The 21737-nt window shown below is 75.8% G+C and carries 15 protein-coding genes and 2 riboswitches; of the genes, 3 read left to right on the forward strand and 12 right to left on the reverse strand.

Annotated features, from left to right (window positions below; translation table 11 throughout):
- The first annotated feature begins 1 nt into the window (after position 1).
- On the forward strand, positions 2 to 3280 hold the full coding sequence (locus VFG42_RS14795; protein ID WP_324909506.1) for a ribonucleoside-diphosphate reductase subunit alpha: 3279 nt from the start codon (positions 2 to 4) through the stop codon (positions 3278 to 3280).
- A gap of 40 nt (positions 3281 to 3320) precedes the next feature.
- On the opposite strand, the gene meaB is transcribed toward VFG42_RS14795, so the two are convergent.
- The 4 genes from meaB to VFG42_RS14815 are packed head-to-tail and all read right to left on the reverse strand — an operon-like array spanning position 3321 to position 9367.
- Complete coding sequence (gene meaB, locus VFG42_RS14800; RefSeq protein ID WP_324909507.1) at positions 3321 to 4319, reverse strand: methylmalonyl Co-A mutase-associated GTPase MeaB; 999 nt, start codon at positions 4317 to 4319, stop codon at positions 3321 to 3323.
- The gene (gene scpA / locus VFG42_RS14805; RefSeq protein WP_324909508.1) at positions 4319 to 6508 is read right to left on the reverse strand and encodes a methylmalonyl-CoA mutase; all 2190 of its coding nucleotides are present in this window, start codon (positions 6506 to 6508) and stop codon (positions 4319 to 4321) included. Before scpA ends, meaB begins: the two co-directional genes overlap by 1 nt.
- Positions 6505 to 8391: a methylmalonyl-CoA mutase family protein gene (locus VFG42_RS14810; protein ID WP_324909509.1), complete on the reverse strand. Its 1887-nt coding sequence runs from the start codon at positions 8389 to 8391 to the stop codon at positions 6505 to 6507. Before VFG42_RS14810 ends, scpA begins: the two co-directional genes overlap by 4 nt.
- Entirely contained in the window at positions 8384 to 9367 is a 984-nt protein-coding gene (locus VFG42_RS14815) for a hypothetical protein (RefSeq protein ID WP_324909510.1), read from the reverse strand. The genes VFG42_RS14810 and VFG42_RS14815 overlap by 8 nt, the downstream gene beginning before the upstream one ends.
- Positions 9368 to 9451: 84 nt before the next feature.
- A riboswitch (cobalamin riboswitch) is annotated at positions 9452 to 9620 on the reverse strand.
- Positions 9621 to 9655: 35 nt separating this feature from the next.
- Positions 9656 to 9838, forward strand: a riboswitch (cobalamin riboswitch).
- Between the two features lie 69 nt (positions 9839 to 9907).
- Here VFG42_RS14815 and metE point away from each other — a divergent pair.
- Positions 9908 to 12199, forward strand: a complete 2292-nt coding sequence (gene metE / locus VFG42_RS14820) for a 5-methyltetrahydropteroyltriglutamate--homocysteine S-methyltransferase (RefSeq protein WP_324909511.1) — start codon at positions 9908 to 9910, stop codon at positions 12197 to 12199.
- Positions 12200 to 12211: 12 nt separating this feature from the next.
- The gene (locus VFG42_RS14825; RefSeq protein WP_324909512.1) at positions 12212 to 13069 is read left to right on the forward strand and encodes a hypothetical protein; all 858 of its coding nucleotides are present in this window, start codon (positions 12212 to 12214) and stop codon (positions 13067 to 13069) included.
- Here VFG42_RS14825 and VFG42_RS14830 read toward each other — a convergent pair.
- The 8 genes from VFG42_RS14830 to VFG42_RS14865 are packed head-to-tail and all read right to left on the reverse strand — an operon-like array spanning position 13059 to position 21726.
- Positions 13059 to 13379 (reverse strand): DUF2149 domain-containing protein, encoded by a 321-nt coding sequence (locus VFG42_RS14830; RefSeq protein ID WP_324909513.1) that lies wholly within the window; start codon positions 13377 to 13379, stop codon positions 13059 to 13061. The genes VFG42_RS14825 and VFG42_RS14830 overlap by 11 nt on opposite strands.
- Positions 13376 to 14029 carry a MotA/TolQ/ExbB proton channel family protein gene (locus VFG42_RS14835; protein ID WP_324909514.1) on the reverse strand — a complete coding sequence of 218 codons (654 nt, stop codon included), beginning with the start codon at positions 14027 to 14029 and terminating at the stop codon, positions 13376 to 13378. Before VFG42_RS14835 ends, VFG42_RS14830 begins: the two co-directional genes overlap by 4 nt.
- Positions 14026 to 15543 (reverse strand): prenyltransferase/squalene oxidase repeat-containing protein, encoded by a 1518-nt coding sequence (locus VFG42_RS14840; RefSeq protein ID WP_324909515.1) that lies wholly within the window; start codon positions 15541 to 15543, stop codon positions 14026 to 14028. The genes VFG42_RS14835 and VFG42_RS14840 overlap by 4 nt, the downstream gene beginning before the upstream one ends.
- On the reverse strand, positions 15540 to 15842 hold the full coding sequence (locus VFG42_RS14845) for a DUF2149 domain-containing protein (protein ID WP_324909516.1): 303 nt from the start codon (positions 15840 to 15842) through the stop codon (positions 15540 to 15542). The genes VFG42_RS14840 and VFG42_RS14845 overlap by 4 nt, the downstream gene beginning before the upstream one ends.
- Entirely contained in the window at positions 15839 to 16540 is a 702-nt protein-coding gene (locus tag VFG42_RS14850) for a MotA/TolQ/ExbB proton channel family protein (RefSeq protein ID WP_324909517.1), read from the reverse strand. The genes VFG42_RS14845 and VFG42_RS14850 overlap by 4 nt, the downstream gene beginning before the upstream one ends.
- Complete coding sequence (locus VFG42_RS14855) at positions 16537 to 18225, reverse strand: hypothetical protein (RefSeq protein WP_324909518.1); 1689 nt, start codon at positions 18223 to 18225, stop codon at positions 16537 to 16539. Before VFG42_RS14855 ends, VFG42_RS14850 begins: the two co-directional genes overlap by 4 nt.
- Entirely contained in the window at positions 18206 to 19783 is a 1578-nt protein-coding gene (locus tag VFG42_RS14860; protein WP_324909519.1) for a hypothetical protein, read from the reverse strand. The genes VFG42_RS14855 and VFG42_RS14860 overlap by 20 nt, the downstream gene beginning before the upstream one ends.
- On the reverse strand, positions 19780 to 21726 hold the full coding sequence (locus tag VFG42_RS14865; RefSeq protein WP_324909520.1) for a hypothetical protein: 1947 nt from the start codon (positions 21724 to 21726) through the stop codon (positions 19780 to 19782). Before VFG42_RS14865 ends, VFG42_RS14860 begins: the two co-directional genes overlap by 4 nt.
- Positions 21727 to 21737 lie beyond the last annotated feature (11 nt).

Below are 21737 nucleotides of genomic sequence, written 5' to 3' on the forward strand. Positions count from 1 at the left end.
CATGGTCATCGAGTTCTCCGAGATCCTCCACGACCTGGAGCTGAAGCGCTCGGCCGCGCTGGCGCCGGGCGATCGCCCGGCGTTCGACGTCGCCGCGGCCGTCGCCGGGCTGGACGCGCCCGCGCTGACGCTGGTGGCGCGCGACGGCGGCGAGCGCGCGCTGGCGCCCTCCGACCCGGCGGCGCTGATCGCCGGCGCGCTGACGACGCTGGCCGCCGCGCACGGCGAGGAGCGCGCGGACACGGCGCTGGGGCGCGGGATCGCGCGCGCCACCACCGGCCAGGTGCTCGCGCGCCTGGAGGCGGCGGGCGCGGCGCGCGTCACCGAGGACGACCTGTCGGCGCTCGTCGAGGCGGCGCTGATCGACGCCGGGCACTACGAGGTCGCCAAGGCGCTGGTGATCGCGCGCGCGGTGCCGGAGGCCGACCCGGCGCCGGTCGCGGGCGCCGAGCTGCGGCTGATCCGCCGCGGGGGCGGCGTCGTGGCGTTCCACGAGGCCAAGATCGAGGCGGCGATCCGCAAGGCGTTCCTGTCGCTGCAGGCCGACCCCGCGCCCGCCGAGCGCCTGGCGGCGCGCGTCACCGAGCGCGTGCGCGACCAGGGCAATGCCTATGTCCCGATCGAGACCGTCCAGGACCTCGTCCAGGAGGAGCTGGTCCTCGGCGGCCACATGCGCGTGGCCGAGCGCTACATCGTCTACCGCGCCGAGCGCGCGATGCTGCGCGCCCAGGAGGCCGCCAAGGCGCCGACGCTGTTCACGCCGCCGACCCCGACGATCCCGGTCCTCGGCGACGACGGCGCCGAGGTCGCCTGGGACGGCGAGGACGTCCGGCGCCGGATCGCCTTCGCGACGATCGGGCTGGAGCTGGACGCCACGCCGGAGGACCTGGAGCGCGAGCTGCGCCGGTCGATCCGCCCGGGCGTCAAGCGCGCCGACCTCCAGAAGCTCGTGATCCTCAACGCCAAGGCCCTGGTCGAGCGCGACAGCGAGTACTCCAAGTTCGCCGGCCGGATCCTCTTGACCTACATCTACGAGGAGGCGCTGGACTGGGACATCGTCCGCGACGGCACCGGCGCGCTGGCCGCGGCGCACCGCCGCGCGCTGGAGCCCGCGATCCGCCGGGCGGTGGAGATCAAGCGCATGTCGCCCGAGCTGCTGGAGTACGACCTGGACCGGCTCGCCGCGGCGCTGGACCCGACGGCCGACCTCGACTTCGACTTCCTCGGCCTGCAGACGCTGTACGACCGCTACCTGATCTGCGACAAGACCGGCGCGACGCCGGTGCGGATGGAGGTCCCGCAGACGTTCTGGCTGCGGGTGGCGATGGGCCTGGGCCTGGGCGAGGACCGCGACGCCACCGACCGCGAGGCGCGCGTGCTGGAGATCTACACCATGTACAAGGAGCGGCGCTTCTGCTCCTCGACGCCGACGCTGTTCAACGCGGGCACGACGCACTCGCAGCTGTCGTCGTGCTTCCTGTACCACATCTCCGACACGCTCTCGTCGATCGTCGGGCGCGGCATCGCCGAGAACGCGATGTGCTCGAAGTGGGCGGGCGGCCTCGGCGGCTCGTGGACGGCGGTGCGCGGCACGGGCTCGCACATCGAGTCCACCAACGGCGAGTCCCAGGGCGTCGTGCCGTTCCTGAAGATGCACAACGATCAGCTGGTCGCGGTCAACCAGGGCGGCAAGCGCGCGGGCGCCGGGTGCGCGTACCTGGAGGTCTGGCACAACGACATCAAGGAGTTCCTGGAGCTGCGGCGCAACACCGGCGACGAGCGCCGGCGCACGCACGACATGAACACCGCCAACTGGATCCCCGACCTGTTCATGAAGCGGGTCGAGGCGCGCGGCGACTGGACGCTGTTCCGCTCCTCCGACGTGCCCGACCTGCACGAGCGGTACGGCCGCGCGTTCGAGGAGGCCTACGTCGGCTACGAGGCGCGCGTGGCCGCCGGGACGCTGCACGGCGAGACGATGCCGGCGCTGGAGCTGTGGAAGCTCATGCTGCGGATGCTGTTCGAGACCGGGCACCCGTGGATCACGTTCAAGGACCCGTGCAACGTGCGCTCGCCCCAGGACCACGCGGGCGTCGTGCACTCGTCGAACCTGTGCACCGAGATCACGCTGAACACCGGCCCCGACGAGACGGCGGTGTGCAACCTGGGGTCGGTGGTCATCGACCAGCACCTGACGCCCGAGGGCGCGATCGACCACGTCAAGCTGCGCGACACGGTCCGGGTGGCCGTCCGCGCGCTGGACAACGTCATCGACATCAACCTGTACCCGACGCCGGCGACCGAGACGGCGAACTCCCGCCACCGGCCGATCGGCCTCGGCGTGATGGGCCTGCAGTACGCGCTGTACCGCAAGGGCATCGCGTTCGGCTCGCCGGAGGCGGTCGAGTTCAGCGACGAGATGATGGAGGCGATCGCGCTGTACGCCTACGAGGCGTCCAGCGACCTGGCCGCCGAGCGCGGGACGTACTCCTCCTACGCCGGCTCCAAGTGGGACCGCGGGCTGCTGCCGCAGGACACGGTCGACCTGCTGGAGGCCGAGCGCGGCGCGGCGATCGACGTGCCGCGCGGCGGGCGGCTGGACTGGGCGCCGCTGCGGGCCAAGATCGCCGCGCAGGGCATGCGCAACAGCAACGTGCTGGCGATCGCGCCGACGGCGACGATCGCCAACATCATGGGCACCTCGCCGTGCATCGAGCCGATGTACAAGAACCTGTTCGCCAAGTCCAACATCTCGGGCGACTTCACGGTCCTCAACCCGTTCCTGGTGGCCGACCTCAAGGCCGCGGGCCTGTGGTCGCGGGAGCTGGCCGAGCAGGTCAAGGCCCACGACGGCGACGTCGCGGAGATCGCGGCGATCCCGGCCGCGATCCGCGAGCGCTACCGCACGGCCTTCCAGATCGAGCCGTCGTGGCTGATCGACGCCGCCGCGCGCCGCCAGAAGTGGATCGACCAGTCGCAGTCGCTGAACCTGTTCCTGGCCGCGCCCGACATGAAGGCCATGAGCCACATGTACCGCCGCGCCTGGCACGTGGGGCTCAAGACCACGTACTACCTGCGCACGCTCGGGGCGTCGACGATCGAGAAGTCGACGGTCGCCGCGCCCGCGCGGGCGGTCGCGCCGGAGCCGGCTGCGGTCGCGGCCGCGGCACCGCCCGCGTCCGCGGCGCCCGCGCCCGACGCCGACGGCTTCACGCCCGAGCAGATCGCCTGCTCGATCGAGGCCCAGCGCAACGGCGTCGAGTGCGAGGCCTGCCAGTGACCGCCGCGGAAGACCCGGCGCACCGCTGACCGGCGCCGCCTCAGACGGTCGCGCGCAGCCCGGAAGCCTCGAGCACGCGCGCGGCCGCCTGGGGGACCGTCGCGCGCTCGGCGGCGACCGCGGACTCCGCGTCGGCCAGCGCGTCGGCGACGCCGGGTAGCTCGTGGAAGGCCTGGAGCACCGCCTCGCGCAGCAGGCCGCGCAGCCAGCGCAGCTGCTGGCGCTCGCGGCGCCGCGCGAGCAGGCCCGCGCCGTCCAGCAGCGTGCGGTGGCCGTCGATCGCGTCCCAGATCTCGGCCAGCCCGGCGCCGTCGCGCGCGCTGGCGGTCAGGACCGGGACGGTCCAGCCGGGCGTGGCGGGCGGCAGCATCCGCAGCGCGTGGCGGTAGTCGCCGGCCGTGCGCTTGGCGGGGACGACGTTGTCGCCGTCGGCCTTGTTGACGACGATGACGTCGGCCAGCTCCATGATCCCGCGCTTGATGCCCTGCAGGTCGTCGCCGGCGCCGGGGACCAGCAGCAGGCAGAACGTGTCGACCAGCTCGGCCAGCTCGGACTCCGACTGGCCGACGCCGACGGACTCGACGATGACGACGTCGCAGCCCGCGGCCTCGCACAGCAGCATCGCCTCGCGCGTGCGGCGCGCGACGCCGCCGAGGACGCCCGAGGACGGCGACGGGCGGATGAACGCCTCGTCGCGCACCGAGAGCCTCTGCATCCGCGTCTTGTCGCCGAGGATCGAGCCGCCGGTGCGCGCGCTCGACGGGTCGATCGTCAGCACCGCGATGCGGTGCCCGTGCTCGATCAGCCAGACGCCGAGCGCCTCGATCATGGTGGACTTGCCCGCGCCCGGCACGCCGGTCAGGCCGATCCGCACCGCGTTGCCGGTCTCGGGCAGCACGCGCGCGATCAGCTCCTGGGCCAGCGCCTGGTCGTCGGCGCGCGTGCTCTCGGCGAGCGTGATCGCGCGCGAGAGCGTCGCGCGGCGGCCCGCGCGCAGGCCGGTCTCGAGGTCGTGCAGCGACGGGCGACGGGGCGGCATCAGGCGCGCGCGGCGGGGGAGTCGGCGGCGGGCGCGTCGTGGCCCAGCTCCGCGCCGAGCAGCTCCAGCAGCTCCGCGGCGGCCTCGCCGATCACCGTGCCGGGCGGGAAGATCAGCGCCGCGCCCGCCTCCTTGAGCGCCTCGAAGTCCGCGGGCGGGATGACGCCGCCGACGACGACGAGGATGTCCTGGCGCTCCAGCGCGTCCAGCGCGCCGCGCAGCTCGGGCACGAGCGTCAGGTGGCCGGCGGCCAGGGACGACACGCCGACGACGTGGACGTCGGCCTCGATCGCCTGGCGCGCGACCTCCTCGGGCGTCTGGAACAGCGGCCCGACGTCGACGTCGAAGCCGAGGTCGGCGAACGCGGTGGCGATCACCTTCTGCCCGCGGTCGTGGCCGTCCTGGCCCATCTTGGCCACCAGGATGCGCGGGCGGCGGCCCTCCTGCTCGGCGAAGTGCTCGACCAGGGCCCTGGTCTTCTGGAACGGCTCGGCGTTGTCGCCCATCTCGTTGCGGTACACCCCCGCGATCGATCGGATCTCCGCGGCGTGGCGGTCGTAGACGCGCTCCAGCGCCAGCGAGATCTCGCCGACGGTCGCGTGCGCGCGGCCGGCCGCCACGGCCAGCTCCAACAGGTTGCCGTGCTTGTCGCGCGCGGCGTTGGTGAGGTGCTCCAGCGCCTGCTGCACCCGCGCGTCGTCGCGCTCGGCGCGCAGGCGCTCCAGCTTGGCGACCTGGCGGGCGCGCACGTCGGCGTTGTCGATCTTCAGCACGTCGACCATCGTGTCCTGGGCGGGCCGGAAGCGGTTGACGCCGACGACCGTCTGCTTGCCGGAGTCGATCCGCGCCTGGATGCGGGCGGCGGACTCCTCGATGCGCAGCTTCGGGATGCCCTCGTCGATGGCCTTGGTCATGCCGCCCAGGCCCTCGACCTCCTCGATGTGCTCCAGCGCGCGCCGGGCCAGCTCGTAGGTGAGGCGCTCGACGTAGTAGGAGCCGCCCCACGGGTCGATCGTGCGCGTCGTGCCTGACTCCTGCTGGAGGAAGAGCTGGGTGTTGCGCGCGATGCGGGCCGAGAAGTCGGTCGGCAGGCCGAGCGCCTCGTCGAGCGCGTTGGTGTGCAGCGACTGCGTGTGGCCCTGGGTGGCGGCCATCGCCTCGACGCACGTGCGCACGACGTTGTTGTAGGCGTCGGTGGCGGCCAGCGACCAGCCGGAGGTCTGGCAGTGCGTGCGCAGGCTGAGCGACTTCGGGCTCTTGGGGTCGAACTGCTTCATCAGCCGCGCCCAGAGCACGCGCGCGGCGCGCATCTTGGCGACCTCCATGAAGAAGTTCATGCCGATCGCCCAGAAGAAGCTCAGGCGCGGCGCGAAGCGGTCGACGTCCAGGCCCGCGGCCATCCCGGCGCGGACGTACTCGACGCCGTCGGCCAGGGTGTAGGCCAACTCCAGGTCGGCGGACGCCCCCGCCTCCTGCATGTGGTAGCCGGAGATCGAGATCGAGTTGAAGCGCGGCATCTCCTGCGAGGTGTAGGCGAAGATGTCGCTGATGATCCGCATCGACGCCTCGGGCGGGTAGATGTAGGTGTTGCGGACCATGAACTCCTTGAGGATGTCGTTCTGGATGGTCCCGCTCAGCTGTGCGTGGTCGACGCCCTGCTCCTCGCCGGCGACGATGAACAGCGCGAGGATCGGCAGCACCGCGCCGTTCATCGTCATCGACACCGACATCTCGCTCAGCGGGATGCCGTCGAAGAGCGTGCGCATGTCGAGGATCGAGTCGATCGCGACGCCCGCCATGCCGACGTCGCCCGAGACGCGCGGGTGGTCGGAGTCGTAGCCGCGGTGGGTGGCGAGGTCGAAGGCGACGCTGAGGCCCTTCTGGCCGGCGGCGAGGTTGCGGCGGTAGAAGGCGTTGGACTCCTCGGCCGTGGAGTAGCCCGCGTACTGGCGGATCGTCCACGGCTGGTTGACGTACATGGTGGGGTAGGGGCCGCGCAGGAACGGCGCGAAGCCGGGCAGGCCGTCGAGGAAGTCGAGGCCGTCGGCGTCGGCCGCCGTGTAGGTGTCGTGGACGACGACGCCCTCGGGCGTCTCCCAGCCGGTCCCGGCGGGCGTGGCGTCCGGCGCGCCCGCGCCGTCGGCGTCGTCGCCGAGGCCGAGCGTCGTCAGGTCGGGGATGCGCGTCATGCGGCCTCCAGGGCGTCGGTCAGCAGGGCGAGCAGGTCGTCGCCCGGGGCGATCGAGGCGTCGGCGCCGAGCGTGCGGGCGTGCTCGGAGCCGCGCTGGACGAGGAAGACGTGGCGCGCGCCGCCGGCGCGCACCCGCTCGATCGTCGCGCGGATCGCGTCGTCGTCGGCCTTCCTGCCCGGGCACACGGCGGCCAGCGCGAGCGGCTCGTCGGCCTCCTCGACCCCGGCGATGCCCGCCACGCCGAACGCGTTGCGCGCCCAGGTCATCGCGGCGGCGTGCTCGGCGAGCGGGCCGACGCCGGCCAGCAGGATCCGCGTGCCGTCGCCGCGGGCGCGAAGGCGCTCGAACGGCTCGGCGTCGCGATGGGCGCGGAGCGGGCGCGCGAGGCGCTCGGGTGGCGGGCCGTCCTCGCCGAGCGCGGCGGTCAGCTCGGCGACGGTCGCGCCCGCGGCCGCCAGGCGGACGGCCTGGTGGAGGCGGTCGCCGGGCGCGGCGTCGCGCAGCGGCGCGACCTCGATGCCGCGCGGCTGCGCCGGGCGCGAGCGCGCCGGCTCGGGCTCGGGGTGCAGGCCGTCGTCGCCGACCAGCGGGAACGCGTTGACGCCGGTCAGCTCGCGGCGCCGGTGGGCGAGGTCGTCGGCGCGCGCCTGCGTCTGCCGCGCCAGGCGGTCGGCCAGCGCGCCGGAGCGCAGCGCGGCCAGGACGCCGCCGTCGCGCTCCAGCCGCTGCAGCTCGTCCCAGGCGGCGCGCGCGAGGTCGTCGGTGAGCCGCTCGACGTACCACGAGCCGCCCGCCGGGTCGGCGACGGCGGCGAGGTGCGCCTCGTCGGCGAGGATCAGCTGGGTGTTGCGCGCGATCCGGCGGCCCAGGGAGCCGGGCCGTTGGCGCAGGGCGTCGAAGGGCGTGACGCTCAGCCCGTCGGCGCCGCCCGCCACGGCGGCGAAGGCGGCCGTGGTGACGCGCAGCATGTTCACCCAGGGGTCGACGCTCGACAGCATCCGCCGCGACGTGCGGGCGATCGTCGGCGAGCGCCGTTGTTGGGGTTCTACGCCGCAGGCGTCGAGGATCCGCGCCCAGAGGCGGCGCGCGGCGCGGAGCTTGGCGATCTCCAGGAACTGGTCGGTGCCGACGTTGTAGGTGAGCTCGATGCGCGGCGCGGCGCGCTCGGGCGCGAGGCCCGCGGCCTCGCAGGCGCGCAGGTAGTCGGTGGCCGTCGCGAGCGCGAGCGCGATCTCCAGCGCGGGCGTGGCGCCGGCGTCGACGTAGGGCGCGGTGTCGACGCGCAGCGGCCGGGCGCCGGGCCAGCCGGCGGCGACCTCGGCCGCGAACGTCCCGGCGCGCGAGAGCGCCGCCTCGGCGGGCAGCGGCAGCTCGCCGTGGGCGGCCAGCGTGCCGAGCGGGTCGCAGCCCAGGCTCGCGGCGACGGCCGTCGCGTCGTGCTCGCGACGGGCGTGGAGCGCCAGCAGCAGCGCGGCGTGGGGCAGCGCGTGCGCGCCGGGCTGCAGCGCGATCGGGGCGAGGTCGAGGTAGACGCCGTCCAGGACGTCGTCGAGCTGGTCGAGCGTGTCGACGCCCGTGGCGTCGAGCCGCAGCGCGATCGCGGTCATGCCGCCCTCCAGGTCCTCGAGGATCTGGGCGCGGGCGACGGCGCGGTCGGGGTGGCCGTGCTCCTGGCGCATCTCCCAGGGGAGGCCGCCGCGGCGGGCGCCGCGCGTGGCCGCGTCGGGGGCGAGGGCGTCGGCGCGCGTGTAGAGGAAGCGGGCGCTGAGGTCGTCGTCCAGCGGCGTGGCCAGCGGCGCGTCGGGGTCGTCGCCGCGGGCCTTGGCCTCCCAGGCGGCGAGGTCGGCGGGCGGGAAGCCGGTGGCGATCGGCTCAGGCATCGAGGGCTCCGACGGGCGTGGGGCGGGGGCGGGCGGGACGGTGCGCCGGCGTGTCCCGGCGGGCGAGCGCGGCGAGGCGCGCGAGGTGGGGGCGGGCGTCGGGCTCGTCCGGGAGCGCCGCGGGCGCCAGCTCGATCGCCTCGGCGCCGACGGCGGCGACCGCGAGGTCGCGCAGGCGCCGGGCGGCGTCGTGGTCGGCGAGGTCGAGGCCGACCGCCAGGCGCGTGCGCGCGCGGCGCTCGGCGACGGCGGGCGCGAGGAGGTCGGGCCGCGCGAGGTGCAGGACATCGACCGGCAGGCGCGCGGCGAGCGCGACGTTGGCGGGCGCGAGCGCCTTGGGCACGGCGGTGAGGACGATCGTCGTCGTGGGCCCGACGACCTCGCGTAGCCGGGCGTAGACGGTGCGCAGCGCGGTGGTGGCGGCCGCGCCGAGCGGCCCGGCCAGCGCGGGCTCGTCGAGCTGGAGGCCGTCGGCGCCGGCGGCGACCAGGCGGGTGGCGAGCGCGAGGAACGGCGCGGCGAGCGCGTCCGGCGCGCCGCCCAGGCGCAGCGCCAGCGAGACGGGGCCGGGGAGGACGGCGCGGGCGACCATCCCGCGCGTGCGCGCCTCGGCCAGCGCGACGAGCAGGTGCTCGGCCAGCGGCTCGGCCTCCGGGACCGGGCGCGGCAAGGTGTTGGCCCTGAGCGACGCGAGCACGCGCTCGGCGTGCGTGGCGCCGCGCGGGGCCAGGCCGAGCATCGCGGCGGCGTCGTGCAGCGGCGTGGCCAGCGCGACGTCGCCGACGACCGCCGTGACCGGCGCCAGCCCGGGGCCGGGGCGCTCGTGCAGGTCCAGCCGGCGCGCGCGGACGGCGGCCAGCCGCCGCTCGAGCGCCGCGGGGGAGAGCCGGCCGTGCAGCGCCTGGCGCACGGCGGGGGTGAGCGATCGCGGCGCGGAGATCCCGACGCCCGCCGCCCTCACGGAGACCGCCGTCATCGCCGGGCGGTCGCTCGGCGGGTCGGGTCGTCGTGCAGGTTGTGAGTCGGCCGCGCCATCGCGCCACCTCCATCGCTCGTGGAAGGAATCGTGGACGCCGCGGCCGGTCTCCTGGCTCTCGGATCGAAGCTCACCCCGCCTTCCCAGGCCTCACGGCCCAGTGGCGCCGATGGGGCTGGCTCCCCGATGACAGTGGCGAGGACCGCGCCGGACTCACACCGGACTTCCCGTCACCGCAGCGGATCGGAGCATATAGCCCGATCGGGCCGGTCGGCCTCGCGATCCCGTATTGTCCCCCGCGGAGTCGGTCGCACCCCCGCCTGGGGTCAGGGAATCCGGACAGAAGCCGGAGCTGACGCGCAGCGGTAGGAGCACGCGAGACGCCACGAAGCCACTGGGCCACGAGGTCTGGGAAGGCGGCGCTCTCCATCGTGCTCGAGCCCGAAGACCTGCCGACTCCGCGGCCCGCGCCGTGCGGTGCCGCACCGACAACCGCGGCCTCGCGACATGGGCCGCACGGCACATAGGAGTTGCAGGCAGATGGCACGTACCGCCGTCCTCGGGCTGCCCCGCGTGGGTCCCGACCGCGAGCTGAAGTTCGCGCTGGAGTCGTTCTGGGCCGGTCGCACCGGCGAGCAGGAGCTGTCGGAGACCGCGCGCGGCCTGCGCGCGGCGTCGTGGCAGCGGGCGCGCGACGCGGGGATCGACGCGATCCCGTCGGGCGACTTCAGCCTCTACGACCACGTCCTCGACACCGCGCTGGCGCTCGGCGCGATCCCGGAGCGCTTCGGCGGGCCCGGCGCGCCGCGCGACCTCGCCACGCTGTTCGCGATGGCCCGCGGCACCGGCGACGCCCGGCCGCTGGAGATGACCAAGTGGTTCGACACCAACTACCACTACCTGGTGCCGGAGCTGGCCGACGACGCCACGTTCTCGCTCGACCCATCGCATTGGGTCGCCCAGCTGGAGGAGGCCCAGGCGCTGGGCATCGAGACGCGCCCGGTGGTCCTCGGCCCGTACTCGTTCCTGCTGCTGGCCAAGGGCGCGCGGCGGCCGCTGGACCTGCTCCCCGACCTGACCGACGCCTACATCTCGCTGCTGCGGGCGCTGGCCGACGCGGGCGCGACCGCCGTCCAGCTCGACGAGCCGTGCCTGGCGCTCGACCCCACCGGCGAGCAGCTGGAGGCGTTCGCGGCGACGGCGCGGCGCCTGATCTCGGCGACCGACCTCGACCTCACGCTGGCGACGTACTTCGCGCCGCTGGACGAGGCGACGCTTCAGGCGGTCGCCGCGCTCGACGGCCTGCACGAGCTGCACCTCGACCTCGTCCGCGCGCCCGGCCAACTGCCGTCGGCGCTCGACCGGCTCGCGCTCAGCGGCGCGCGCCTGTCGCTCGGCGTGGTCGACGGGCGCAACGTGTGGGTCACCGACCCCGACCGCGCGCTGGACCTCGTCGGCCTCGCCGCCAAGCGCCTGGGCGCCGACCGGATCACGCTCGCGCCGTCGTGCTCGCTGCTGCACGTCCCCTACGACGCGGCGCGCGAGACGGCGATCGACCCGGAGGTCCGCGGCTGGCTGGCCTTCGCCGCGCAGCGCCTGGACGAGCTGGCGGTCCTGGCCGAGGCCGCCGACGCCGCGCCCGAGCGCCGCGACGCGCTGCTGGCGCCCGCCCGCGCGGCGATCGCCGCCCGCCGCGGCAGCGCCCGCACGAACGACCGCGCGGTCCGCGAGCGCGCCGCGCGCCTGACGCCGTCCGACTACGACCGCGACGCCGACGTCGTCGCCCGCAAGGACGCGCAGATCCTCCGGCTCCCGCTGCCCGAGCTGCCGACGACGACGATCGGCTCGTTCCCGCAGACCGCCGAGATCCGGGCCGCGCGCCGCGAGCACAAGGCCGGGCAGATCGATCGCGCCGCCTACGAGGCGGCGATGGAGGCCGAGATCGCGCGCGCGATCGCCTTCCAGGAGGAGCTGGGGCTCGACGTGCTCGTCCACGGCGAGCCCGAGCGCAACGACATGGTGGAGTACTTCGGCGAGCGGCTCGACGGCTTCGCGTTCAGCCAGAACGGCTGGGTGCAGTCCTACGGCAGCCGCTGCGTCAAGCCGCCGATCCTCTACGGCGACGTCTCGCGCCCGGCGCCGATGACCGTGCGCTGGTGGCGCTACGCGCAGGGGCTCACCGGCCGCCCGGTGAAGGGGATGCTCACCGGCCCGGTGACGATCCTGCAGTGGTCGTTCGTGCGCGACGACCAGCCGCGCCGCGAGACGTGCACGCAGATCGCGCTGGCCATCCAGGACGAGGTCCTGGACCTGGAGCAGGCCGGCTGCTTCGCGATCCAGGTCGACGAGGCCGCGCTGCGCGAGGGCCTGCCGCTGCGCCGCGCGGAGCGGGATGATTACGTGCGCTGGGCGGTCGACTGCTTCCGCCTGACGACCGCGCCGGTCGCCGACCACACCCAGGTCCACACGCACATGTGCTACTCCGAGTTCAACGACATGATGGAGCACATCATCCGCCTCGACGCCGACGTGATCTCGATCGAGGCCTCGCGGTCGGGCATGGAGGTGCTGGACGCGTTCGCGGCCGGCGGGCTCACCTACCCGGCCGACATCGGCCCGGGCGTGTACGACATCCACTCGCCGCGCGTGCCGTCGACGAAGGAGGTCGTGCGGCTGCTGGAGCTGGCCGAGGCGCGGGTCGGCCGTGGCCGGCTGTGGGTCAACCCGGACTGCGGGCTGAAGACCCGCCGCTGGGAGGACGTCGAGCCCGCGCTGCGCGCGATGGTGGCGGCGGCGCTGGCGCGCCGCGCGGCGGCGGAGGTCGCCGCCTAACGGCCCATGGGCGTGTTGGAGCGGCTCCCGGCGTGGGCGACGACCGGCGTCGGGAGCCTGCCCTACACGGAGGGCGCCAAGGCGGCCGCGCAGGCGGTCAAGGCCTACAACCTGCCATTCTGCCCGCAGCTGCCGCGGCTGGAGGGCGACATGGTCGCGGAGTGGCTGGGCGCCGACCCGGCCGGCTGCGGCTGGTCGCCCGACCGCGACCGGCAGCGCCCGCGCGCCTGGGAGTGGCTGCTGCGCGAGCTGCGGATGCGCCCGCCCGAGCACGGGATCGTCAAGCTCCAGGTGACCGGTCCGCTGACGCTGGCGCGGGCGCTGGACGACGCGTCGCTGGCGCCGTCGATCGCCGCCTGGCTGGCGTCCAACGTCGCCGAGCAGGTCGAGGTCCTGGCCGCGCGCGGCCTCGACGCGCTGCTGGTGGTCGACGAGCCCGGCCTCGGCGCGCTGGCCCACGGGCCGGACGTCGACCGCGCCTGGGACCCGCTGCGCGCGGTCGCGGCGGCGTGGGGGCTGCACGTCTGCAGCGCGGTGCCGTGGGACGTCGTCGAGCGGGCGGCGCCCGACCTGATCTCGTTCGACCTGCGGCTCGGCCTCGACGACGCGGGCGCCGCGGCGATCGCGCGGTTGGCCGCGCGCGGCACGCGGATCGCCTGGGGCGTGCTCGCGCCCCACGTCCCGGACACCGACGTCGAGGCCGCCGGCGTGCTCGACGCGGCGCTGGAGGGCACCGGCGTCGGCGGCGAGCGGTCGCTGCTCACGCCGACCTGCGGCACCGGGCGCATGGCGCCGCGGCGCGAGGTCGCGGTCGCCGTCGCGCTCGGCGAGCTGGCCCACGCGCGCCGGCGACCGCCCGCTACGGCGTGACCGGGCGGGTCCTGCCGTCGGGCTCGACGACCACGAGACGGCCGTCGGAGAGCCGGTAGAGCGTCCCGAGCGAGGTGCCCTTGCCGGAGGTGGTGGCGCCGGGCTGGGGTTGGGGCGTGGGCGTCGTGGCGGTCGTCGTCGTGCGGGGCTCGATCTTGTTGGTGGTCTTGTCGACCGAGAGGCCGAGGCCCGCGACGAGGAAGGCGACGGCGAGGACGATGCCGATGTCGAAGAGGTTGACGAGGCCGTCGAGCGGGTCGCCGGAGGCGTCGTCGATGCCGCTGTGGCGGCCCAGGCCGGTGCGGTTCATGCGACGGGCTCCGGCGCGGGCGGCGCGACGGGGGCGCCGGCCGTGGCGGGGCGGGCGTCGTCGACCGCGCGCTCCAGCGCGACGAGGTCCTCGGTCGCCGCGCGCGTGCGGACGATCGTCAGCGCGAAGGCGACGGTGCCGACCAGCAGGCCGATGACCGTCGCGCCGAAGGCCGTGCGCAGGTCGTCGGCCAGCGACGCGACGTCGCCCCGGCCGAGCGCCGCGAGGCCGGGCGCCAGCGGGATCAACGTCCCCATCAACCCCAGCGCCGGGCCGCCGCGGACGAGCAGCCGCGTGCGGTCGAGGCGCCGCTGGACGGCCAGCTCGTAGTCGGCCAGCGCGTGCTCGATCGCCCGGTCGCGGCCGGTCGCGCCGGCGATGCCGAGGTCGCGGACGGCCTGGGCGGCGATCGCGCTCGGCGCCCGCTCGCTGACGTGCCGCGCGACGCCGGGCTCGGCCAGCGCCTGGGCGGCGATCAGCCGCAGCGTGCCGCGCGGCGTGCGCCGGCGGCGCCAGGACTCGACCGCGAAGCGGCCCAGCTCGGCGGCCACGAGCAGCAGCAGGACGATCGAGGCGACCAACACGGGGTACTTCAGCCCCTGGGCGATGCGCGAGAGCGCGTCGCCGAGGTCGAGGGCGGCGAGGATCACGGAAGCAGGTCCTTTCGTCCGTGGCGGGATTCGAGCGTGGCGCCGCCCAGCGCGGCGAGCGCGAGCAGCGCGACGAGCACGAGCGCGGTCGTGGCGGAGTCCGACGCCGGCTCGGGCCGGTCGGCGCGCAGGCCCTGCGCGGCCGCCGGGCGCGTGCCGGTGCCCGACACGCCCGCGGGCGCGGCGGAGGCCAGCAGGCGGCCGGTCACGTCCTCGGTGGCGGCCGACGGGCTCGACGCCGGCGCCGAGGTCGTGGCGGGCTCGGGGCGCGGGTCGGTGGCGCCGCCCGTCTTCTTGGGGTCCTTGGTCGACGAGGCGACCGGCGTCACGCCCGAGGACGCGACGCCGTTGGACTGCGCGGTCCCGGTCGCGGTCTTCCTCGCGCCCGTGCGCCGCTGCGTCCTGGTCTCCTCGGACGACGACGAGATCTCGCGCACGCCGCCGCTCGCGTTGCCGGTGCTGTCGGCCTGCGCGCGGCTGTAGAGCCCCGCGCCCTTGCCGCCCTTGCCGTCGGTCCGGGCGACGTCGGGGACCGGCAGCGGGTAGCCGGCCAGCGCGGGCGCCGAGTAGGCGGTCATCCACAGGTCGTTCATGCTCTTGTCCGACGTGTAGGCGATGCTGCCGTCGGGCCGCTGCAGCGAGGCGAGGTAGTCCAGCGGCGTGCTGCCCGCGGTCGTGCGCCACGTCGTGGGGTCGATGCCCGCCGCCCACATCGCCTGCAGCACCCACGCGGTCGACGCGCTGTTGGAGTCCGGGTCCTTGGGCGACTGGCCGAACCCGCCGTCGGCGTGCTGGCTGCTCTTCAGGTACGCCCAGCCGCGCCGCTGCGCGTCCTCGCGGCGGTCGGTGCGCGGCGCGACGCGCAGCGCCTGGATGACCGCCGCGGTGATGTCGGAGGACTCGCTCGCGCCGGGCGCGTAGGCCCAGCCGCCGTCGGGCGACTGGACGCCGACCAGCCACGCGGCGCCCTGGGCGATCACGTCCGGCGCCTGGGGCTCGTCGGTCGCGCTCAGCGGCAGCATCGCGAAGGCCGTGTCGTTGATCCCGCCGGTCGTGCCGCCCGCGGCGTGCGCGAACGAGCCGTCGGGCAGGCGGCGCCGCAGCAGCGCGGCGACCAGGTCGCGGCCGCCGAAGCTCCGCGGGGAGGTCCCGGCGGCGATCGACACGAGCATCGCGCGCTCGAAGTCGGTGGTCTCGGTCAGCGCGTCGGGGTGCGCGGTGACGTAGGTGTAGGCGTCGGTCCCGCCGAGCACGTGCTGGTCCTTGGGGTTGATGCCCGCGGCGGCCAGGCCGATGATCACCCACGCGGTGAACAGCGGGTCGGACGCCGCGCCCTTGGCGCCGCCCCAGCCGCCGTCGGCGTTCTGGGCCCCGCGCATGTAGGCGATGGTCTTGTCCAGCTGGCCGCGGTTGGCCTTCCACGGCGGGGTCGGGGCGGCCGCGCGCGACGGCGCGACCACGGCCGTGACCGCGAGCAGCATCGCCACGAGCGCCGCGGCGGGCCGGCGTCTCACGGGGCGGAGGCCCCCGGGCGCGTGTAGATCAGGCGGCCGTCGGCCAGCCGGTAGACGGTCCCGACCGCCTTGCCGCGGCCCTGCGCCGGCGGCGCCTTGGACGGCGTCGGCACCTGTCCGGCCCGCTGCTGCTGCTCCTGCTGCTGCTGGGTCTTGGTCGTGCTCGCCGCCAGGCCCGCGATCAGGAACGCGACGGCCAGCACGATGCCCAGGTCGAAGAGGTTGACCAGGCCGTCGAGCGGATCGCCGGCGGCGTCCCCGAGCTGCCGCCGGCGACGGCCGCGGCGCGCGCGCCTCACGCGAGCAGCTCCTCGCCGTGGCCCTCCAGCAGCGCGTCGGCGTCGGTCCGGGCGCGCGCGGTGGCGGCGGCCGCGGCGGCCGCGCGCACGCGCTCGGTGGCGCGCTCCATCGACGCCAGGTCCTCGTTCCAGCGCCGCGTGCGCACGAGCGTCAGCGCGAACGCGACCGTGCCCGCCAGCAGGCCGACGGTCGTCGCCGCGAACGCGATCCGGAGGTCGTCGGCCAGCAGGTGGATGTCCCCGCGCCCGAGCGCGCGCAGGCCGGGCGCGAGCGGGATCAGCGTGCCCATGAGCCCGATCGCCGGGCCGGCGCGGACGATCATCCGCGTGCGGTCCAGGCGCCGCTCGACCAGGTGCTCGAAGTCGTCCAGCGCGTACTCGACGCCCTCGAGGTCGCCGGCGGCGACCGCCGCGCCGATCGTGCGCAGCGTCGTCTCCGCGTACAGGCTCGGCGCGCCCGCCGCGATCCGCGGCGCCATCGACGGGTCGTGCAGCACCTGCCGCGTCAGCAGGCTGAGTGGCCCCGAGGCGCGGCGTCGCCGCGTCAGCTCGCCCGCCCAGCGGCCCAGCTCGATCGCGGCGAGGACCAGGACGACCCCCGCGCCGACGACGACCGGGACCGCGAGCACGGAGGTGAAGCGGGAGAGCGCGTCGCCGAGGTCGCCCTCGACCGAGGCGTACAACAACGAGGCGATCACAGCGCGAGCTCCGGCCGGCGGCGGTCGAGGGTGGCGCCGCCGACGACCCCGCCGGCGACGAGGAGGGCCAGCACGATCGCCCACCACGGCGTGCTGCCGTGGCCGGCGGCGCTGCCCGCGGCGCCGGGCGCGGCGGTGCGGCTGCCCTTGGCGCCGGGCGTCGCGCTGTCGCGGCCGATCACCGTGCCGCGGACCTGGCGCTCCGCGTCGTTGTCGCTCTTGACCGGCGTGCCGCCGTGCCGGCGCGGGGCGTCGGTCGGCAGCGGCGTGCCCGCGACCGCGGCCGGGACGCTCGTCACGCTGGTGCCGGTCCCGCCGCCGCCTCCGGCGCGGTCGGGCGCGCCGGCGGTGGCGACCGTGCCGCCGCCTCCGCCGGAGCCCGTGCCCCCGCCCGCCAGGCCCGTGTCGCCGTCGCCGCCCGCGTCGGCGGGCTTGGTCCGCTTGTGGTTGGCGATCCGGCGCACGCCCGACGGCGCCGTCGTCGGCGCGGCGGCGGGCGCCTGGATCGTCGGCGCCGGGGCCGACGTGGCCGGGGGCGCCGGCGCGGCGGGTGCCGGCGTCACCGGCGGCGCCGCGATCTCGACCGGCAGCGTCGGCCCGGTCGGCAGGCCCTTGGGCGGCGTCTGCGGCGCGCTGCTGCTGACGCCGTAGGTCCCGGTCACGTACCCGAGCGGCAGCGGGGTCTGCGAGAACGCCAGCGCCACGTGGCCGGCCAGCCGGATGCGGTCGCCGGTCTGCGTGTAGTGGGCGGCGGGGCCCTGGGTCGTGGCGAGCAGGTCCAACGGGGTCTGGCCGGCCGGGTTGTAGTCGGCCACCGACGTCTGGGTCGCGACGAGCCCCTGGACCGCCGCCGCGGTCGCCGACAGGTCGGACGGGTTGCCCGCCACGCCGGCGCTGAACCCGCCGTCGGGGTTCTGGATCGTGCGCAGCCAGCCGCCGAACGCGGTGGCCGCGTCGTGGGACCGCACGTCGTGCAGCCCGACCGCCATGATCGCCTCGATCGCCAGCGCCGACGTCTCGGTGTCGGGGGTGACGCCGTCGATCGCGGTCCAGTAGCCGTCGTGCTGGTGGCGCAGGAGCCAGTCGACCGCGCTCAGCGCCGCCGCGGTGGCCGACAGCTGGACCTCGCGCACCGGGCGGACCGCCCACAGCCCCAGCGCGGCGAGCGCGGTGGGACGCGCGACGCCCGGCGGCCCTCCGGTGCCCTGGTCGGTGAAGCCGCCGCCCTCGTCGTCGCCGGTCGCCACGCGCGTCGGGAGGATGTCGTCGACCAGGCCCTGGATGGTGGCGTCGCCGGTGCCGTCGTCGTGGGCGAGGTCGCGGATCGTCGCCTCGACGAGCAGGTACAGCGCCCGGTCGCTGGTGGTGCCCAGCAGCGGCCGGGCCCGGTTGAGCGCCTCGTAGACCGTCGCGCCCGCGTTGCGCTGGCGGTTGACGTTGATCCCGGCGGCGGCGAGCCCCAGCGCGCCCCAGGCCAGCGTCGCGCGCCCCTCGGGGATCGACGTCGCCGAGTTCTGGAAGTCGCCGGTCGGCGTGATCGCGTTGGCCAGGTACTGCTCGGCGTCGAAGAGCCGGTCGGCGGGCGTGACGGCGGCCGGGGCCGTCGGCGCGGCGGCCAGCGCCACGACGACGGCCGCGGCCGCGGCGGCCAGCGGGCCGAGGCGGCTACGGGCGCGTGCCGACACCGTCGATCCCCGCCTGCCCGCGCACGATCCGGACGGTCACGGTGCCCGCGCGCGACCGCGCGCGGGTGACGACCTCGCGGGTGGCGGTCGTCGCGCTGCCGCTGACGCGGTAGGTCGTCCGCTTGCCGCCCGCGGTGATCTCGACGTCGGCGCTCGACCGCACGCCGCGGACCAACACCACCACCTTGCCCGCGCCGAGCTTGGCCGACAGCTTGGCGCCGACGCGTCCGCGATGGACCGCGCCGAGCCACGCCTTGGCGTCCTTGACGCGCGTCCAGCGGCCGCCCCGGCGCACGCCCTTGGCGCCGGCGTCGAGCGGGACGAGCACGTCGCCGACGGTCTCGGTGACCTTGCGGCCGAGCTTGTCGGTGAACGTCGCGCGGATCGTCCACGTGCGGCCGGCGGGCAGCGCGAGCTTCGCGCTCGTGCCCTTGGTGCCGTGCGCGCGCACCGTCCAGGCGCCGGACCTCGCGCCGGCGGCGCGGCTGGACAAGGACCATGACTTGATCCCGACGCCCTGCTGCAGGACCCGCCAGCTGAGCGTGGTCCGGCCGGCCTTCGCGCCGGCGCTCGTGAAGCGCGGCAGCTCGATGACCGGCGCGCCCTGGACGGTCCCGGTGTTGCCCTGCTGCGTGCCGCCGCCGGTCGTGTTCTTGTTGGGGTCCTGGTACTGCGTGCCCGGCGGGTCCGGCGGCAGCGCCGGGGCCGACCGCGGCTGCGTGTCGGTGGGCGGGGTGCCGCACGACCCGCCGGCGGACGCGACGACGCAGAGGTCGAGGCGGTTGGAGCGGATCGGGCCGCCGACGCCGCCGTCGGCCTTGACGCGGTGCCAGCCCGGCGTCGAGAACGACAGCGACGCGGTGCCGTCGATGCCCGACGAGACGACGGCGCCCGCGGCGTTGAGGTCGACGGTCTGCACGCCGTTGGCCGCGGTCGTCACGGGCGCGACGGTCATCCCGCCGACCGGCACGAACTGCGGGTTCTTCTCGCCGTAGGCGCGCGAGACCGTCACGCGCAGCGGCTGGTTGACGACGACGGTCGTCGTCGGCGCGGTGAGCTTGAGGAAGCCGCGCTCGTGGAAGGCGTCGTAGGCCCACAGGACGCGGTCGCCGTCGTGGACCTGGACCTGGCAGCCGCCGACGTCGGTGAAGACGTCGTTGTCGAGGATGCCCCAGTAGGTGTTGGTGTTGAGGTCCTCGGCGTCGGGTCCGAAGCGCGTGACGTAGTAGTCGTCGTAGCCGGGGAACCACTTGGCGTCGAAGTCGAGGCCGACCGAGCGCAGGCCCTCGGTCGTGGCGCCGGTCGCGGTCGCGCCGGCCGCGGTGTGGGCGCTCAGGTTCGTGCCGTCGCAGTGGCGCTGCACGGTGTCCGACGCGGACTTGACCGGGTTGCCCGACGAGGTGACCGGGCCTTCGAACAGCGTGCTCGTGGCGCCCTCGACGCGGATGTCGGCGGTGGACGACGGCGCGGCGAGCGCGGCGGGCGCGCAGGCGGTGGCGAGCGCCGCGGCCGACAGGGCGGCGGCGAGCGCGAGGACGTGGCGGCGGGGAGAGATCACTGCTTCTTGGCCTTCCGGGGACGGAGGTCGACGGTGCGGACGATCGCGGGGCTCGTGGTCCCCGACGCGCCGAGCGCGCGGATCGTCAGGCGATAGCGCCGGTGGGAGAGCTTGGGGAGCTTGACCGTGACCCGGCCCGCCTTCTTGACCACCAGCTTGACCGTGCGCTGGGTGCGCCAGCGGCGGCCGTCCTGGCGGGCGACGACGACCTGCACGGTGGCGGGCAGGTCGACCCAGGCGCGCACGGCCTTGGACGTCGCGGTGATCGCGCTCAGCGTGGGGGCGCGGACGAGCGTCGGGACGGTCGCGCCGGTGGCCGGCGCGGCGGCGGGCGGGGTCGTCGTGGCGGTGCTGTCCGTCCCGGCCGCCGGCGGCGTTCCCGGCACGGTGACCGTGACCGGCTTGGGGTCGGCGGGCGGCGTGGTCGTGTCCGTCCCGGTGCCCGAGCCGTCGCCCGTGCCCCCGTCGCCCGGGCACGGCGGGACCGGGTCGCCGCCCAGGCCCGGGTCGTCGATCGGGCCGCAGGTCAGCGGCGGCGTGGCCGCGGGCGGGACCGAGGCGAGCTCGCGCCGGTAGACCTGGATCCACGTGTTGCCGTCGGGGGTGAACCCGGGGTCGCGCGTCGTGAACGTCACGAAGCGCGCGTCCGGCGTCATGGAGCCGGACGCGGCGCCCGGGTCGGCGGGACGCCCGTCGGGACCGTCGGCGCGGCTGACCAGCAGCGTGCGGTGGCCCTCCAGGTCGCGCAGGTAGACCTCCTCCTGGCCGAGGCGCAGGCCGTCGGCGAGGTTGAGCGCGGCGGTGCCGAAGAGCACGTAGCGCCCGTCGGCGCTCATGGCCTGCGTCACCGCGTCCGACGACGTGTAGGGACCGGGCGTCGGCGTGGCGGCGGGGTCGCCGTTGGCGCCGTTGGCGCGGCTGACCAGCGTCGTGGTGCCCTGGCAGACGTCGCGGACGTAGACCTCGCTGCTGCCGGTCGACGGCGAGCCGTCCGCGAGGCCGACGCCGGTGGTGTCGAACGCGACGCGGCAGCCGTCGCCGGTGACCGGCGTGGGGCCGTAGGCGCGGGAGGCGACCGGCGTCCCGAGCCGGCCGTTGGCGCGGCTGACCAGGATCGTCTGGCCGAGCCGGAGGTCGCGCAGGTAGACGAACGCCGCCGCGTAGGGGATGTCGCGCACCGGGGGCCCGCCGGCCAGCGTGCTGTCCGACGAGCGGAACGTGACATAGCGGCCGCCGGGGGAGACGCCGGTCAGCACGGCGCCCACCGGCGTGCCGTTCCGGCCGGTCGCGCGGCTGACGAGCGTGATCTTCCCGGTCTGGAGGTCGCGGAGGTAGATCCCGCCGACGACGCGGCCGAGGCCGTCGAGCACCGAGTCGTCGGCCTGGAACAGGACGTAGCGGTTGCCGCCCGCCGCGAAGAGGACACCGCGGGACCACACCGGCACGCCGTGCTCGTCGGCGGTGATCAGCGTGGTCGTGCCGGTGTCGACGTCGCGCCGCCAGCCGTAGTTGCCGCCGAAGAACGGCCCGGGAAGCTCGGCCATGAAGTCGACGCGGCTGCCGTCGGGCGTGATGCTCGTGGCCGCCGCGTCGAAGGCGGCGGGGTGGCCGCCGTCGTCGGACGGCGCGCCGTCGAGGCCGTCGGCGCGGCTGACCAGGACGAACGGCGTCGAGCGCAGGTCGCGCAGGAACGCCCGCTGCTGCGGGGCCAGGGAGCTGGGCCACAGGTTCGCCGCGCCCGAGGTGAACGCGATGCGCTGCCCGTCGGCGGAGATGTACGGCGCCACCGAGTCGGCGTACGGGAGGTCGACGCCGTTGCCGGGGCGCCCGTCGAAGCCGCGCGTGACCAGGACCGTCTGGTCGGGCGTGGCGGCGGCGATGGAGGGTGAGAGGCCGGCGACCCCGAGGGCGAGGAGGCCGACCAGCAGGGCTGATCGCGACATGTCCAGGGCCC

It is taken from the genome of Baekduia sp. (genome assembly GCF_035685985.1).
Lineage (GTDB): Bacteria > Actinomycetota > Thermoleophilia > Solirubrobacterales > Solirubrobacteraceae > Baekduia.

Coding starts and splice junctions, on each gene's coding strand:
- meaB (WP_324909507.1), bottom strand. CDS start 4,319: ATGCCGCCCCGTCGCCCGTCGCTGCACGACCTCGAGACCGGCCTGCGC.
- VFG42_RS14810 (WP_324909509.1), bottom strand. CDS start 8,391: ATGCCTGAGCCGATCGCCACCGGCTTCCCGCCCGCCGACCTCGCCGCC.
- scpA (WP_324909508.1), bottom strand. CDS start 6,508: ATGACGCGCATCCCCGACCTGACGACGCTCGGCCTCGGCGACGACGCC.
- VFG42_RS14815 (WP_324909510.1), bottom strand. CDS start 9,367: ATGACGGCGGTCTCCGTGAGGGCGGCGGGCGTCGGGATCTCCGCGCCG.
- VFG42_RS14830 (WP_324909513.1), bottom strand. CDS start 13,379: ATGAACCGCACCGGCCTGGGCCGCCACAGCGGCATCGACGACGCCTCC.
- VFG42_RS14795 (WP_324909506.1), top strand. CDS start 2: ATGGTCATCGAGTTCTCCGAGATCCTCCACGACCTGGAGCTGAAGCGC.
- VFG42_RS14865 (WP_324909520.1), bottom strand. CDS start 21,726: ATGTCGCGATCAGCCCTGCTGGTCGGCCTCCTCGCCCTCGGGGTCGCC.
- metE (WP_324909511.1), top strand. CDS start 9,908: ATGGCACGTACCGCCGTCCTCGGGCTGCCCCGCGTGGGTCCCGACCGC.